Annotated in this window: 13 protein-coding genes; 8 read left to right on the forward strand and 5 right to left on the reverse strand. The window is 33.3% G+C overall.

The window, feature by feature from the left end; all coding sequences use genetic code 11:
• Positions 1–8 precede the first annotated feature (8 nt).
• The 4 genes from DG435_RS05465 (at position 9) to DG435_RS05480 (ending at position 5,981) form a co-directional block, all read left to right on the forward strand.
• A complete protein-coding gene (locus DG435_RS05465) occupies positions 9–464 on the forward strand; it encodes a MarR family winged helix-turn-helix transcriptional regulator (RefSeq protein WP_024771025.1) in 456 nt (151 codons plus the stop codon).
• A gap of 17 nt (positions 465–481) precedes the next feature.
• Complete coding sequence (locus DG435_RS05470) at positions 482–2,887, forward strand: 3-hydroxyacyl-CoA dehydrogenase/enoyl-CoA hydratase family protein (protein ID WP_106793173.1); 2,406 nt, start codon at positions 482–484, stop codon at positions 2,885–2,887.
• Positions 2,888–2,899: 12 nt separating this feature from the next.
• The gene (locus DG435_RS05475; RefSeq protein ID WP_106793174.1) at positions 2,900–4,090 is read left to right on the forward strand and encodes an acetyl-CoA C-acyltransferase; all 1,191 of its coding nucleotides are present in this window, start codon (positions 2,900–2,902) and stop codon (positions 4,088–4,090) included.
• A gap of 79 nt (positions 4,091–4,169) precedes the next feature.
• Positions 4,170–5,981 (forward strand): acyl-CoA dehydrogenase family protein, encoded by a 1,812-nt coding sequence (locus DG435_RS05480; protein WP_106793175.1) that lies wholly within the window; start codon positions 4,170–4,172, stop codon positions 5,979–5,981.
• Positions 5,982–6,065: 84 nt separating this feature from the next.
• Here DG435_RS05480 and DG435_RS05485 read toward each other — a convergent pair whose 3' ends face one another.
• The 4 genes from DG435_RS05485 to DG435_RS05500 all read right to left on the reverse strand — a co-directional run bounded on the left by DG435_RS05485 (position 6,066) and on the right by DG435_RS05500 (position 8,191).
• Entirely contained in the window at positions 6,066–6,755 is a 690-nt protein-coding gene (locus tag DG435_RS05485) for a helix-turn-helix transcriptional regulator (RefSeq protein WP_106793176.1), read from the reverse strand.
• A gap of 97 nt (positions 6,756–6,852) precedes the next feature.
• Positions 6,853–7,323 carry a DinB family protein gene (locus DG435_RS05490; RefSeq protein ID WP_106793177.1) on the reverse strand — a complete coding sequence of 157 codons (471 nt, stop codon included), beginning with the start codon at positions 7,321–7,323 and terminating at the stop codon, positions 6,853–6,855.
• A gap of 11 nt (positions 7,324–7,334) precedes the next feature.
• Positions 7,335–7,727: an amino acid-binding ACT domain-containing protein gene (locus DG435_RS05495; protein ID WP_106793178.1), complete on the reverse strand. Its 393-nt coding sequence runs from the start codon at positions 7,725–7,727 to the stop codon at positions 7,335–7,337.
• Between the two features lie 8 nt (positions 7,728–7,735).
• Positions 7,736–8,191, reverse strand: a complete 456-nt coding sequence (locus tag DG435_RS05500) for an OsmC family protein (RefSeq protein ID WP_106793179.1) — start codon at positions 8,189–8,191, stop codon at positions 7,736–7,738.
• 697 nt (positions 8,192–8,888) lie between these two features.
• Between DG435_RS05500 and DG435_RS05505 the strand changes: the two genes are divergently transcribed.
• Both DG435_RS05505 and DG435_RS05510 read left to right on the forward strand, forming a co-directional pair.
• Complete coding sequence (locus tag DG435_RS05505) at positions 8,889–9,683, forward strand: sugar-binding protein (protein ID WP_106793180.1); 795 nt, start codon at positions 8,889–8,891, stop codon at positions 9,681–9,683.
• A gap of 4 nt (positions 9,684–9,687) precedes the next feature.
• A complete protein-coding gene (locus DG435_RS05510) occupies positions 9,688–10,842 on the forward strand; it encodes a nitrate/nitrite transporter (protein WP_106793181.1) in 1,155 nt (384 codons plus the stop codon).
• Between the two features lie 45 nt (positions 10,843–10,887).
• Here DG435_RS05510 and DG435_RS05515 read toward each other — a convergent pair whose 3' ends face one another.
• Positions 10,888–11,418: an RNA polymerase sigma factor gene (locus DG435_RS05515; RefSeq protein ID WP_369871786.1), complete on the reverse strand. Its 531-nt coding sequence runs from the start codon at positions 11,416–11,418 to the stop codon at positions 10,888–10,890.
• 142 nt (positions 11,419–11,560) lie between these two features.
• Here DG435_RS05515 and DG435_RS05520 point away from each other — a divergent pair, with 142 nt between their 5' ends.
• Entirely contained in the window at positions 11,561–12,730 is a 1,170-nt protein-coding gene (locus tag DG435_RS05520; RefSeq protein WP_106793183.1) for a FecR family protein, read from the forward strand.
• 124 nt (positions 12,731–12,854) lie between these two features.
• A complete protein-coding gene (locus DG435_RS05525; RefSeq protein ID WP_159025622.1) occupies positions 12,855–16,556 on the forward strand; it encodes a SusC/RagA family TonB-linked outer membrane protein in 3,702 nt (1,233 codons plus the stop codon).

Here is a 16,556-nt window from a genome sequence, read left to right on the forward strand (position 1 = left end):
TTTTTTGAATGAGAGAAAAGACAATCGATTATGCGCTTAGAGCCACCTGGATGGCGGTTGCTAAGATGTATAATGAAGAAGCCAGCAAAAAAGGAAGTACGATGGCTACTGGATTTGCATTACTAAGCATAGACCCAGAAAGCGGTACACCTTCTACTTCACTAGGCCCCAAAATGGGAATGGAAGCTACAAGTTTATCACGCACTTTGAAAACCATGGAAGAAAAAGGATTGATTTTCCGAAAGAAAAATCCTCAGGATGGACGCGGTGTATTGATCTACCTCACTCCGTTTGGCGTAGAAATGAGAAATTTCTCGAAAGAAGTCGTTTTTACTTTTGATACCATGGTAAGAAAACATGTCCCACAAGAAAAATTAGACATTTTCTTAGAGGTGTTTCAAACCATAAATGATCTGATATCATCTAAAAAAATTTACTCAAAACAAGAATCTGTAAAACCTTAACAACTCGAAGTTAAAAAATGAAAAGAATCATTAAAAAAGTTGCAGTTATCGGCTCAGGAATCATGGGATCTGGTATTGCATGTCATTTCGCTAATATTGGTGTCGAAGTACTATTATTAGATATAGTCCCTCGAGAACTTAACGATAAAGAAAAAGCGAAAGGCCTTACTCTAGACAACAAAGTGGTCCGTAATCGATTAGTAAATGATTCACTTACCGCTGCTCTTAAATCTAAACCTTCTCCTATATACCATCAAAAATTTGCAAATCGTATCACTACAGGAAATCTGGAAGATGATATCGCAAAAGTTGCAGATGTAGATTGGATTATAGAAGTTGTTGTAGAAAGATTAGATATTAAAAAAATAGTTTTTGAAAATCTTGAAAAACACAGAACACCAGGTACATTAATTACTTCTAATACCTCTGGTATTCCTATTCATTTTATGAATGAAGGAAGAAGTGAAGATTTTCAGAAGCATTTCTGTGGAACACATTTCTTTAACCCTGCTCGTTATCTTAAATTATTCGAAATTATTCCTGGCCCAAATACATCTCAGGAAGTTTTGGATTTTCTTAATGGATATGGAGAACAATATTTAGGAAAAACTTCTGTCGTTGCAAAAGACACCCCTGCGTTTATTGGTAATAGAATAGGGATCTTTAGTATCATGAGTTTATTCCACATGGTAAAAGAGATGGGATTAACCATAGAAGAAGTAGACAAACTTACTGGTCCTGTAATTGGCCGTCCAAAATCTGCAACTTTTCGTACAGTCGATGTCGTTGGTCTGGATACTTTGGTTCATGTAGCTAATGGTATTGCCGACAATTGCCAGGATGACGAACGTCATGAATTATTTAAACTTCCGGATTTCATTGACACCATGATGGAAAACAAATGGTTGGGAAGTAAGACCGGACAAGGATTCTATAAAAAGAATGTTGGTGCAGATGGAAAAAGAGAAATCCTGTCTTTAGATTTAGATACTTTAGAATACAGAGCTAAGAAAAGAGCCTCTTTTGCTACTCTCGAAATGACAAAAACTATAGATAAAGTAGTTGATCGTTTTAAAGTATTAGTATCCGGAAAAGATAAAGCAGGAGAATTTTATCGTAAAAATTTATCTGCACTGTTCGCATATGTTTCTAATCGTATTCCTGAAATTACAGACGATTTATATAAGATCGATGATGCAATGAAAGCTGGTTTTGGATGGGAACATGGTCCTTTTCAGATCTGGGATGCTGTTGGAGTAGAAAAAGGAATCGAAATGATGCGTGCAGAAGGGTATGAACCTGCTGATTGGATAAATGATATGATCGCCTCAGGAAGTACTTCTTTTTATACTGTAAATAACGGAGCTACATTTTTCTACGATATTCCTAAAAAAGAACAAGTAAAAGTACCAGGGCAAGATGCATTTATTATTCTGGATAATATTCGTAAATCTTCAGAAGTATTTAAAAATAGCGGAGTCGTAGTAGAAGATCTTGGTGATGGAATTCTAAATCTAGAATTCCAGAGTAAGATGAACACTATTGGTGGTGATGTTTTAGCCGGATTAAACAAAGCTATCGATATTGCTGAAAAAGATTTTCAGGGATTAGTTGTTGGTAATCAAGCAGCAAACTTCTCTGTAGGTGCAAATATCGGAATGATATTTATGATGGCTGTTGAGCAAGAATATGACGAGCTTAATATGGCAATTAAATATTTCCAGGATTCTATGATGCGTATGCGTTATTCTGCAATCCCAACAATTGCTGCTCCTCATGGTATGGCACTTGGTGGTGGATGTGAACTTTCTATGCATGCCGATAAAGTAATTGCTGCCGCAGAAACATATATAGGACTTGTAGAATTTGGTGTTGGTGTTATCCCCGGTGGTGGTGGATCCAAAGAAATGGCATTAAGAGCCTCTGATACTTTTAAGAAAAATGACGTAGAACTTAATGTACTACAAGAACATTTCCTAACTATAGGTATGGCCAAAGTATCAACTTCTGCTTATGAAGCATATGATACTAATATACTTCAAAAAGGAAAAGATATCGTTGTTGTTAATAAAGATCGCCAAATCGCTACAGCAAAAGCACATGCTAAATTGATGGCAGAACAAGGATACACACAATCACCTCTTCGAAAAGATATTAAGGTGCTAGGTAAACAAGCATTAGGTATGTTCTTAGTAGGGACCGACTCTATGGAAGCTAGTAAATATATTTCTGAACATGATCATAAAATAGCTAATAAACTAGGATATGTAATGGCTGGTGGAGATTTATCTGAACCAACATTGGTTACAGAACAATACTTATTAGATCTAGAACGTGAAGCTTTCTTGTCACTTTGTACAGAACGTAAAACTCTTGAACGTATCGAGCATATGCTTAAGAAAGGAAAACCTCTAAGAAACTAGAAAAAGAAAACAATGAAAACAGCATATATAGTAAAAGCATATAGAACAGCCGTAGGAAAAGCTCCTCGTGGGGTGTTCAGGTTTAAAAGAACAGATGAATTGGCAGCCGAAACCATAGCACATATGATGAAAGAGCTTCCTAACCTTGACAAAGCACGTATCGACGATGTAATCGTTGGTAATGCCATGCCCGAAGGGTCTCAAGGGTTAAATATGGCACGTTTAATCTCATTAATGGGATTAAATTCTGTTGATGTTCCCGGAGTAACAGTAAATAGGTTTTGTTCATCAGGAATAGAAACCATTGGTATTGCAACAGCCAAAATACAATCTGGAATGGCAGATTGTATTATTGCCGGTGGGGCAGAAAGCATGAGTGCAGTTCCTATGACGGGTTATAAAACAGAACTTAATTATGATTTAGCCAAATCAGGGCATGAAGATTATTATTGGGGAATGGGAAATACTGCAGAGGCAGTTGCTCACCAATTCAAAGTGTCTCGTGAAGATCAAGATGAATTTGCCTATAACTCACATGTGAAGGCCTTAAAAGCGCAAGCAGAAAAGCGTTTTCAGGATCAAATTGTTCCTATTAATGTCGAACAAATTTATGTCGATGAAAATGGAAAAAAGGCAACAAAATCATATACTGTATCTAAGGATGAAGGGCCTCGTGCCGGAACCAGTAAAGAAGTGTTAGGTAAACTTAGACCAGTATTCGAAGCTGGAGGAAGTGTAACTGCTGGTAATTCTTCGCAAATGAGTGATGGTGCCGCTTTTGTTATGGTAATGAGTGAAGAGATGGTTAAAGAACTAAACCTTGAGCCTATTGCAAGACTTGTTAATTATGCTGCTGCAGGTGTAGAACCAAGAATCATGGGTATTGGCCCGGTAAAAGCTATTCCGAAAGCTTTAAAACAAGCCGGATTAAAACAAGACGATATAGAACTTATAGAACTTAATGAAGCTTTTGCTTCTCAATCTCTTGCAGTAATGAGAGAATTAAGTCTCAATCAGGATATCGTAAATGTTAATGGAGGAGCAATTGCATTAGGACATCCATTAGGATGTACCGGAGCAAAACTTTCGGTTCAATTATTTGACGAAATGCGTAAACGTGATATGAAAGGTAAATACGGAATGGTAACCATGTGTGTAGGTACAGGACAAGGTGCTGCTGGTATTTATGAATTTTTAAATTAAAATTAGAATTGAGATTTAAGTGTTAAAAAATTACATCTTAATCAGCCTCAATACTAACGACTAAAACCTTACTAAAAAAATGAGTGATAAAACTATAAATAAAGATATTCTTAGAGGAGGACAATTCCTTGTTAAAGAAACTAAATGTGAAGATGTATTTACCCCAGAAGATTTTTCTGAGGAGCAAAGAATGATGCGTGATAGTGCTAGAGAGTTTGTAGACCGTGAGTTATGGGCTCATTGGGAGCGATTCGAAAGTAAAGACTATGCATATACAGAAGAATGCATGCGTAAGGCTGGTGAACTTGGACTTTTAGGAGTTTCTGTGCCTGAAGCATATGATGGTTTAGGAATGGGATTCGTATCTACGATGTTAGTTTGTGATTATATCTCTGGAGCTACTGGATCATTTAGTACTGCTTTTGGAGCTCATACTGGTATTGGTACCATGCCAATCACCTTGTATGGCAATGAAGAGCAAAAGAAAAAATATGTCCCTAAGCTTGCTACTGGTGAGTGGTTTGGAGCATACTGCTTAACAGAACCAGGTGCAGGATCAGATGCCAATTCTGGTAAAACAAAAGCTGTTCTTTCTGAGGATGGAAAACATTACTCGATTTCTGGTCAGAAAATGTGGATATCTAATGCTGGTTTCTGTAGTTTATTTATTGTTTTTGCTCGTATTGAAGATGATAAAAATATTACAGGGTTTATTGTAGAAAATGATCCATCCAATGGGATTTCTCTCGGCGATGAAGAAAAAAAGTTAGGTATTCATTCCTCTTCTACTCGCCAGGTATTCTTTAGCGAGACCAAAGTACCGGTAGAAAACATGTTATCAGAAAGAGGTAATGGGTTTAAAATCGCAATGAATGCACTAAATGTAGGACGTATTAAACTTGCTGCTGCCTGTCTTGATGCACAACGTCGTGTGATTGGTGAAGCTACCAAATATGCTAATGAGCGTATCCAGTTCAAAACACCTATTATGAACTTTGGTGCTATTAAAGCTAAAATTGCTGAAATGGCTACCAATACATATGCCGATGAATCTGCTAGTTACAGAGCTGCAAAAAATATCGAAGATAGAATTGCTATCCGTCAAGCGGAAGGAAACACACATCAGGAAGCAGAACTTAAAGGTGTCGAAGAATATGCAATTGAGTGCTCTATTCTTAAAGTTGCCGTTTCTGAAGATGTACAAAGTTGTACTGATGAAGGTGTACAGATTTTTGGAGGTATGGGATTCTCTGCAGATACCCCAATGGAGTCTGCATGGAGAGATGCTCGTATTTCAAGAATCTACGAAGGTACCAATGAAATTAATCGAATGCTTGCCGTAGGAATGTTAGTAAAGAAAGCAATGAAAGGTCATGTAGATCTTCTTGGCCCTGCAATGAAAGTTGCAGATGAACTTACAGGTATTCCATCTTTTGATACTCCGGATTATTCAGTATTGTTTTCTGAAGAAAAAGAAATCATAGCTAAGCTTAAGAAAGTATTTTTGATGGTTGCAGGAGCTGCAGTACAAAAATTTGGACCACAACTTGAGGATCATCAACAATTATTACTAGCTGCTTCAGATATTTTAATTGAAATTTACATGGCAGAATCTGCAATCTTACGTACCGAGAAAAATGCAAAACGTTTTGGTGAAGATGCTCAGGAAACTCAAATAGCAATGTCTCAATTATATTTATACAATGCCGTAGATATTATTATTAGAAAAGGAAAAGAAGGAATAGTTTCTTTTGCAGAAGGAGATGAACAACGAATGATGTTAATGGGACTTAAACGTTTTACTAAATATGCTAATCAGCCTAATGTAGTTGCTTTAAGAACTAAAATTGCTGATAAAATCGCCAAAGAAAATGGGTATTTTATTGGTTAATCAATAGAGTAAAAGAACACAAAACATTGTGATGTGTTTAATTTATCATAAGAAGCCGCCTTTTAAATAATTAGAAGGCGGTTTTTATATTTCCAAATTTAACCTTGTTTTTAATTCTAATTTTCCTTTCCCTGTTACCAAAATCTCTCTTGAATCTTTCTTCCTTCGTATCCAATCATTTTGTAACATCATAGTGAGAAAAGAGGCACCAAGTGCACCTGCCAAGTGATGTCTACGCTCACTCCAATCCAGACATGGATGAGCGAAAGATCGTTTTTGCAACATTATATCATCGATATCAATACCAACATTTTGAAACCAACTCTCTCCTGCAGATGTAACTTTATAAGTTCGTTCTACAATTTCTACCATGCCTTTATCAAGCAAGGCATCTGTGATTTTTACACCAATTTTTCCTGCCAAATGATCATAACAAGTTCTGGCATATGTTATACCATTAAGTTCTGGTTGTTTAGTCCTGGTATATTCATCGGTAATGGATACTAATCCTGCCATAGATTCAATAACTTGAGCTACTTCAGAGGTAGCATACCTATAATACCGATGTCTTCCTTGTTTTTCTACTAGTAATATATTAGCCTGAATTAATTTTTTTAAATGATTACTTGCTGATTGTGCAGAAATATTTGCGCATATCGACAGCTCAAGAGCTGTATATGCTCTACCATCTAACAAACACCATAGCATTACAGATCGAGATTTATCTCCTAATAAAGAGGCGATCTGAGCAAATTTATTTTCGAACTCTTCCATTAACTATTATCACAATATTATCCGATTTCAATACACAAAACTAATGTAATATCATTTGCGCCATGAATTTACTATAATATAATCGATATGATCATTTTCAATCCCATATTTTAGGCCTTTTTACTTCAAGTGTTCTTAAATAATCGAGCATTTGTCCCATATGTACTGCTTCATGAAACACAATTCTATTTAGATAATCACCAAGTTTTTTGCTCTGTCCTACTTCTGTTCTTTCTATCCTTATGTTTTCAAGATCTGTCTCTGTTAACCCCTCTATCATATCAAGAAAATTCTTTCTATAGCTCATTGCTATCTCAAGTTCAAACTCCAGCCCCACATACTTCATTCCTTGCCATGGTGAATGGTAATCTCCCAGGTTTCCTCTATTGTCAATTATCTTATGAAATAAATGCTCGGTTTCTAATACATGTCTAATCATTTCGATAATTGAGAACGCATTTTTATCTGGTTTCCAATCAAAATGTTCTTCTGGTATTCCTTTCCAAAGTTTAATACTTCGTCTTCTTGTCTCTGTACAGTTTAATAAAATAATTTCTATCGAATTCATTATGTGTATTTTTAATATATCCCTCTTTTCCAATTCTCTGAAATAACTTTGCCTTTTTCATAATCATCTACAACTAATATTAACTGATTATCATGATCACTATATTGTGTTATTATGTTTATATTATTTTTCTCCATTAAACGGCAAATTTTACCTAACTGTCCAGGTACTTCCTGGTTTAATTTTTGAATAAGTACTTTATTGATCGCAAACACTTCAACCCCATAAGATTCTAATGCTTTCTTTCCTTTTTCGGCATCATCTACCAAAAAATTAGCCATTCCAATATTGTTATGTACAAAAACACCTCCTCCTTCAAGGCTTACTCCCACGTTTCCTAAAATTTCTCCCATTTCTGCCAAAGCTCCAGGTTTATTATCTAATCTAATTGCTAAATTTCTCATATTTGATTTTACATTAATTTAATTTGAATATTTGCTATAATAGAGTTCGCGATAAAACAATTAGAATGTGCTAGATTATGCATCTGCTCTATATTTTTTGTTGAAGGATGATTTCCTTTAAAAATTACCTTAGGGTATAATGCAATCGTAGTAATTGCTTTTTTTCCTTTTATTTCTTTTAGTTCCCCTACAGGATGATCTTCATAGCTCTCTACAACATATTTTTTCTTTGAAGCGATAGAAAGAAAAAACAACATATGACAACTCGAAACAGATGCCAAAAATGCTTCTTCAGGATCCACCGCAGATGCATCAGACATTGGAGTGGGAACCACCTCTGGAGAAGAAGAAGCCAAAATCTCTGCTCCCCCATCAAAATACCAGATATGTGCCCTGCTATATTTTCCATCCATAAATGCTTCATGTTGATTTTTCTTCCAAAATACTCTCGCCGAATGTTTCATTTTACCTGTTCCTTTTTGTATTTCACAAAAGTAAAACAGCTTTATTTTTTTTATTTCATTCTAGAATGAAGTATGAAATTCTAGAATACATAGAGAAAGTATTGATCATCTCATCTCCATTTTAGATTCTGATTATACTCTTTATGGTGCTCCCAAAATTACTTTTAACAGGCTACAAACCCTTAAGGACTTCTTAATATGTATCGAAAGTAACAATTGTCAATCTTCGGCTACCACTTTATGGGGATATAATGTAATACGTTATAATTATAGTGGGATGGAAATAATTATTTTTCAGTTATAATAAGTTTTACATAGACAAAAAATGCATGGTTATTCATACAAAGTATTCCATATTTTTTCTTCCAAAACAATAATAACCGAGAGTTCCTTTTATTATTAGCACCGAAATTTTGTCTATACATCTTTCATTTTATTCTTTTATTATTTAGACAAAACAAAGGCAAAACCTAGTATTTTTATTTTAAAATGAAGTATGAAACTTCGTTGAATATTTACTAAAATCAAAACTCAATTTAATACACTTATTAATATCAAATGAACATAAAATATCTATTTCCAGTTATCCAGTAATCTACCATTAGAAATACAAATGATTATTACTTATTTATATACTACAACTAATTTTTAAATTTTGTTCACTACATTTATCATGATTATGTCACTAAATCTCATTATGAAAAGAATACTTCTATTATTCATTTTATTATTTATACTAAGCTGTAAAAAAAACCTTCCCAACTCTACTAAAGATGAATTGGCAATCGTAGATCAAAAAGATTTACGAAAACAGAAAGTTAAAGTTGATCACCAAATCAGAAAAGTAAAAAAAGCAGTAATTGTTCCTAAGCTAGATGGCAAGATGAATGATCCTATTTGGGAAGAAGCCATTTGGTATGGTTTTGACCAAAGATGGCTGGGAGCACCTTATACCTTTAATGATTTTTTTGGAAGATATAAAGTGGTTTGGACTCCAGAAGCTCTATATGTATTAGTAGAAATCAAAGATGATGTTTTATATGATCAAAATAAAGATCCTCTAAGTTTATGGTGGGATGATGACTGTGTAGAAATTTTTATTGATGCGGATAACTCTGGTGGTGATCATCAATATTCTAATAATGCATTCGCGTATCATGTAGCATTAGACGGAAATGTTGTTGATCTGGATGAACAAAAAAAACCATTACTATATAATAGTCATGTTAGCTCTAAACGAATTACTAATGGCGATGTATCGGTATGGGAGTTTGAGATCATTGTATATGACAACACTTATATAGAAGGAAAAGTTAATGATCCAATGATTTTAAAAAAGGATCAGAAATTAGGTTTTGCTATTGCTTATAATGATAATGATGGTAGTAAGGAAAGAGAAAATTTTATTGGTTCTGTTTTTATCCCAGGAGAAGAAAAAAACCTGGGGTGGATTAATGCTGATGTTTTTGGCACAATCATTTTAGAAGAATAATGTATTGAAATCAAAATTCTACATACTCCCGGTGATTATCATTTCGCAGTTTTTTTGTACTTCGTTATGGTTTGCTGGCAATGCTGTTATTGATGATCTCGCCTCTCAGTTTAATGTTGGTTTTAATATTTTAGGCTATCTTTTGTCTTTTGTACAATTTGGGTTTATCGTAGGAACACTAACATTTGCTTTATTAACATTAGCCGATCGGTTTTCTCCATCTCGAATATTTATGATTTGCGCTTTTTTAGGAGGGCTTAGTAATTTGTCATTGCTTATTCCTGATATCACGGTATTTAATTTACTTACAGCAAGATTTGGAACTGGCTTTTTTCTTGCCGGCATATACCCAATTGGTATGAAAATAGCCTCTGATTATTATAAAGACGGACTCGGTAAAGCACTTGGGTACCTTGTAGGTGCTTTGGTACTAGGGACAGCTTTTCCTCACCTAATAAACCAGTTTTCCTGGAGTAGCGATTATAAAGCTGTAATTATCAGCACATCTATCTTAGCATTTGTTGGAGGATCAGCAATGTGGTTTTTGGTTCCTGATGGTCCATACAGAAAACTTGTTTCTAAGCTTCAACTTGGGATCGTTACACAACTTTTTAGTATCCCTAGTTTTAGAAAAGCTGCTTTTGGATATTTTGGACATATGTGGGAGCTATATGCGTTTTGGGGATTTGTCCCTATTATTCTTAAAACCTATTCTCGTTTACAATCGACACAGCTTCAGGTGTCTTTTTGGTCTTTTATCATCATAGGTGTTGGTTTCATTTCCTGCATTCTGGGTGGTTTGATTTCTTTAAAAACCGGAAGTAGAAAAGTGGCATATAATTCACTATTAATTTCTGGAATATTTTGTCTTGCTTCTCCCCTACTTTTCCTATTACCGCCCGAATTATTTTTAATTGCTTTAAGTATTTGGGGAATGTTGGTTATTTCAGATTCTCCTCAATTCTCAACAATGGTAGCTGCTGCTGTACCGCCAGAATTAAGAGGTACTGCTCTCACAATCATAAATTGCATAGGGTTTGCAATTACTATAATTAGTATTCAGTTACTATCTTTTTTAACAGGAAAAATAGACAACACTATGCTTTACGTATTTTTAAGTATAGGACCAATTTTAGGCATATATACGTTAAGAAAATAAGTAATTAAATAGTTTGAAATATCATTTTTGATAAGAAATATTCTATTAAACAGTCTCTAGAGCCTCTTTAATTCTTGACATAGCTTTTGACATTTGTGCTTCGACAGTTTTTATAGAGATATCTAATTGTTCTGCCACTTCTTTGTACTTAAACCCCTGAATTTTATTTAATACAAATACTTCTTTACATTTTGGAGGAAGTTTTTCAATTTCTACCTGAACAAGGTGTATTTTCTTTTTGATAAAATCGTTGTCTTCTTCTACAAAAACATTAAGAGTATTTTTTTGTATTTGTTCTATATAACTTAACTCTTTTTTATTTTTATTATAGGTATCTATTAATTCATAATAACATGCTTTATATAGATAATTTTTGATAGAAGTGTTAATATTTAATTTTTTTTTATTCTTCCAAATTTTAAGCATTACGTTCTGAACGATGTCTTCTGCCTGCTGTTTATCCCTCGATAAACTATAGATATAGGAGCATAATTCGTTATAGTACATCTCATATAAATGCCTGTATACAAACTCATTACCTTTCTTAAGTTCCTCTATTTGGGTCTCGTTCTTTATAGCACTCTTTTTTTAACTCATTTTTAAACCCTATCCTAAAACAATTAACAAAAACTTTACATAAATAATAAAAAAAATAGTTTCAGAAGTAAGGGTTTTTTATTTTTTTCAAGTCTTAACTATAAATAAGCCAATAATTCGCATGAAAAAAAACAAAGATTTGGATATAAATCAAATACTAAAATACCTAAATAATGAGATGTCCGAACGAGAACTCATCGAGTTCAAAAAACTATTGAATGATGAAGAAAATTTAAATGAATTTAAAAAATACATTATCACTGATCATTACATCCAATTAGGTAAAAACGATTTTGATAATCAAAAAGCATCATCATTATTCCAAAAACAAATACAAAGTACAAAATCTCGTACTAAAATCCGCAAAAATAGAATCAATAATTATTTAAAATATGCTGCAGTTTTTGTAGGACTTATAATTAGTGCTACTTTATACTACAACAATACTTTTTTTGGCACCGATTCTACTTTAAATGAAGTAACATTACAACTAAGCGATGGCAGTCTTGAAACTATACAGGAGAATGAGTTATTTAAAGAGATTAAAAATAACGATGGTACTGTAGTAGGAGTTCAGGAAAAAGGTAAAATAGTATACCAAAACGAAAAAAATAACATTGCTGAGGCAAAACCAAGTATCAACACGTTAAAAGTACCTTACGGAAGAAAATTTCAATTAGAATTATCTGATGGAACTATAGTTCATGTTAATGCAGGTTCTACATTAAAATTCCCTGTGCGTTTTATTGCCGGACAAGTTCGTGAGGTAGAATTATCTGGTGAAGCCTATTTTGAAGTTGCCCGAAATGAAGAAGCTCCATTCATTGTATCTACTAATGGTATTAAAACTGAAGTTTTAGGAACAAAGTTTAATGTCTCTTCTTACACTGATGATCCTTTTTCTGAGGTTGTTCTGGTAGAAGGTAGTGTAGGTGTATTTAAAAATAAAGAACGATTTAATAAAGATACCGATCAAATACTTAAGCCAAATCAGAAGGCTAGTCTTTTAAAATCAGGTCAGAATTTAGATATTTCTACAGTAAAAACCGAAAATTATACTGCTTGGGTTGATGGAATATTACTGTTTAAAAATGAAAGTTTTGAGAATATCATTAAGAAACTGGAGAGATCGTATGACAAGAAAATAACAATTAATTACCCCAAAATAAAGAAAGAAAAATTCACAGGTCAGTTTGATGTAGAAAATATAGAAGATGTATTAAAAACGTTTAAGAGCAACACCTTCTTCAATTTTACTATCAAAGAAAATGAAATAATTATTAACCCCTAAAACAAAAAAAGTATGTTTCCAAAATGACTAATAAACAAAAAAAAATCGAGAAATGCTGCAACATCTCCCGATTTAGAGTAAGCGTAATTTAACAATGGTTCAATCATTAAATCATATTAAAAATATGAAAATAATTAGACAAAACCACACAAATGGTGTGGCAAAATTAATATTTAATTTGAAAATGAGGCTAACAATACTATTAATTATATTGTCTCTATTTAGAATAAACGCAAATACTTATTCTCAAAACACCAAGATTTCACTTGATGTGAAAAACTTTACAATTGAGAGAGTATTTGATTTAATACAACAAAAAACAGAATTTAAAGTGTTTTTTAAGGATGCTGAGGTAAATACCAAAAGAAAGGTATCTTTTAAGGTTTCTAACAAAAGAGTAGAATATATTTTAGATAGAATATTTAAGAACACCAATGTCTCTTATAAAATAGTAGATAAGCAAATTGTATTGGTAAAAAAACCCGTTAGTTCTAATATTCCAACAATCAAAAAACGACAATCTGCGCTGGTAAAACCACAGAAAGGTTTTGAAATCAGTGGACAGGTTGTTGACAAAAATGGTCTCCCCATTCCCGGGTCTACTGTATCTATACAAGGAACTACTCAAGGAGTAGTTACAGACTTTGATGGAAATTTTACGATGCGAGTTTCGGTATCAGATATCATTAAGATAGAAAACTTAGGTTACGAAACTCAAACCATTACAATCACAGATAAGAATAAAACAAAATTTCAATTTGTATTAAAAGAATCTGTAGAGTCACTAGACGAAGTCATAATAACAGATGGTTATAAAAAAGTAGATCGCCGTCTTTTTGCCGGTGTTGCTACAAAACTTAACTTGGAGGACATTAAAATTGATGGGGTTTCTGATGCATCAAGACTTCTAGAAGGTAGAGATGCTGGGGTAGTTGTAGATAATGTTTCTGGTTCATTTGGTGCATCTCCAAGAATTAGAATTAGAGGTAACACCTCTCTTACAGGTAACAATAACCCAATTTGGGTAGTTGATGGAGTAATTTTAGAAGATAATGTAGAATTAGCTCAACAGGATTTAGCTTCTGGTGATATCAATTCATTAATTGGTTCCTCTATCGCTGGATTAAACCCAGATGATATTAAAAGTTTTTCTATCCTAAAAGATGCTTCTGCAACTGCTTTATATGGTGCACGTGCAAAGAATGGAGTAATTGTAATCACAACCAAAAAGGGTAAAAGAGGGGCTTTAAGAGTAAACTATAGCAACAATTTCTCTTACCGTTTACGACCTCGATATACAAACTTTAATGTATTGAATTCTCAACAAGAATTATCTGTTTATGCAGAATTGGTAGAGAAAGGATTAGTTGATTTAACAACTGCTCAGTATGCTGAATCTTATGGAGTTTTAGGACAATATTTTAACGAAAGAAGAACGAATAACGTAGAAATAGGAGCTAATGGACAATTGGCTGATAGCTATTTTAACCGTTATCAAGTAGCCAATACAGATTGGTTTGAAACCCTTTTTAATGATTTATCATTGCAACAAAATCATTCTTTAAGTGTTTCTGGAGGAAGTGATGATGCCATCTACTATTTCTCTTTAAGTTATCTTAATGATCAGGGACAAACAATAGGAGATGAAGCTCAACGTTATACGGCAAGATTAAATACAAAATTTAACCTTTCCGAAAAATTCTCAATAAACACCTCATTAACAGGGAGTTTTAGAGATCAGATTGCTCCAGGTACAAATGATAGAAGATTAGATCCTTTAACAGGTGATTTTGAACGTGAATTCGAAATCAATCCTTACAGCTATTCTTTAACCAATAGTAGAAGTGTTACACCATACGATGAAAATGGTAATTTAGAATTTTTCAGAAAAAACTATGCACCATTTAATATCATCCATGAATTGAGTAATAACTATATTAACATTGATGTTACTGATATTGCTTTTCAAACAGATCTAAATTATAAATTAGGTAATAATTTAACTGCAAATTCTACATTCAACTATCGTAAAGCAATTACGCAACGAGAACATGTTATTGGTGATAAATCTAACCAAGCTGAAGCTTTTAGAGCAGATGAAGGCGTTCTGGCAAATGTAAATCCTTTCTTATATCAGGATAGAGATAACTTAACCAGACCTCGTTATTCAATATTACCAGAAGGTGGTATTAATATCTTTAATGAAGATGTTTTAGATTATTTATATTGGAGAAATTCTATTTCCTGGAACCCAAGCATTAATGATAATAACCAATTTGCTTTTCTTTTAGGGCAAGAAATAAAATCAACAAATAGAACCAGTAGAGAGTTCAATGGTATTGGTATTTCTTATGAGAATGGATATTTAGTCAATACAAACCCCGATGCTATTGATCAATTAATCGATAACGGAGATCAATATTTTGAGATTTCTAATTTTAGAGATCGTTTTACTGGTTTTTTCTTTAATGCAGGATACACTTTACACAACAAGTACACTCTTAATGGTACTTTAAGATATGATGGATCCAACCTACAAGGATCAAGTCCTAAAGCAAGATATCTTACAAATTATAATATTAGTGGAGCGTGGAACATTGATAGAGAAGATTTCTTTAAAGCAGAATGGGTAAATCTTTTAAAATTAAAAGCAACTTATGGATTGTCTGGAGGAAGAGGTCCTCTTACAAGTGCTACATTAGACTTAAGAGGTCGTGTACCATTACGTCCGCAAGATGTAGAAAGTACAATTCAAATCAATTCTTTAGAAAATACTAATTTAACTTTTGAAAAACTTAAAGAATTTAGTGCTGGATTAGAATTCTCTATGTTTAACAACCGAGTTGCAGGTGAACTGGGTTACTATAAACGTAATTCATTTGATCTTATCGGAACCATTAAAACAAGTGGTGTAGGTGGTGAAGCTTTTAAAACAGGTAATTATGCAGATTTAAAAGTTGATGGATATGAATTTGCTTTATCTACTGTTAATGTAAAGACAAGAAATTTTGAATGGTCAACCAATATTAATGTAGGTTACAATACAGAAGAAGTAGAAGAACTTCAATTTGATCCTAGATTAGTAGATTTAATATCTCCATCGGGAGCACCATACACTGGTCGTGAAATCTCTGCATTATACTCAGTTCGCTTTGCTGGACTAAATGAATTTGGTATCCCAACATTCTTTGATGCTGATAATAATAGAGTAACAAATATAGATCTTCAAAGCAGAGATGATATTGAAAAAATATTGAAGTATGAAGGTCCAACTCAACCAAGAGGAGCTGGTGGACTTAGTAACACCTTCACTTATGAAGGCTTTACTTTATCTACTAATATCTCATTCAAATTTGATTACAAGATACGTTTGAATAGTAATTTTGATGCCTCTTATACTGATTTTAATTCACTACCAGGTGAATTAACCAACAGATGGGCACTTCCTGGAGATGAAAATATTACTAACATTCCTGCTATTGTAGAAAATAGAACTTTAATCTCTGAACTTAATGCCTTTGTAAATGCAAATGGTATTGTAACAGGAGGCGATAACGCTTATGAATTATATAATAATAGTGATTTAAGAGTAGTCGATGGTACATATGCTCGTATGAGATCAATTGCACTAGGATATACTGTCCCTTCTGCATACGCAGAAAAGATAGGTTTTACTTCTGCAAGAATTCGTATACAAGGAGAGAATTTATTCTTACTATACTCTGACAAAGCGTTAAATGGTCAGGATCCTGAATTCTTTAATTCTGGAGGAGCTGCATTACCAGTACCAAAAACTGTATCGTTATCACTTAATGTTGGATTCTAA

The organism is Aquimarina sp. Aq78 (assembly GCF_900299525.1).
In the GTDB taxonomy this organism is placed as follows: domain Bacteria; phylum Bacteroidota; class Bacteroidia; order Flavobacteriales; family Flavobacteriaceae; genus Aquimarina.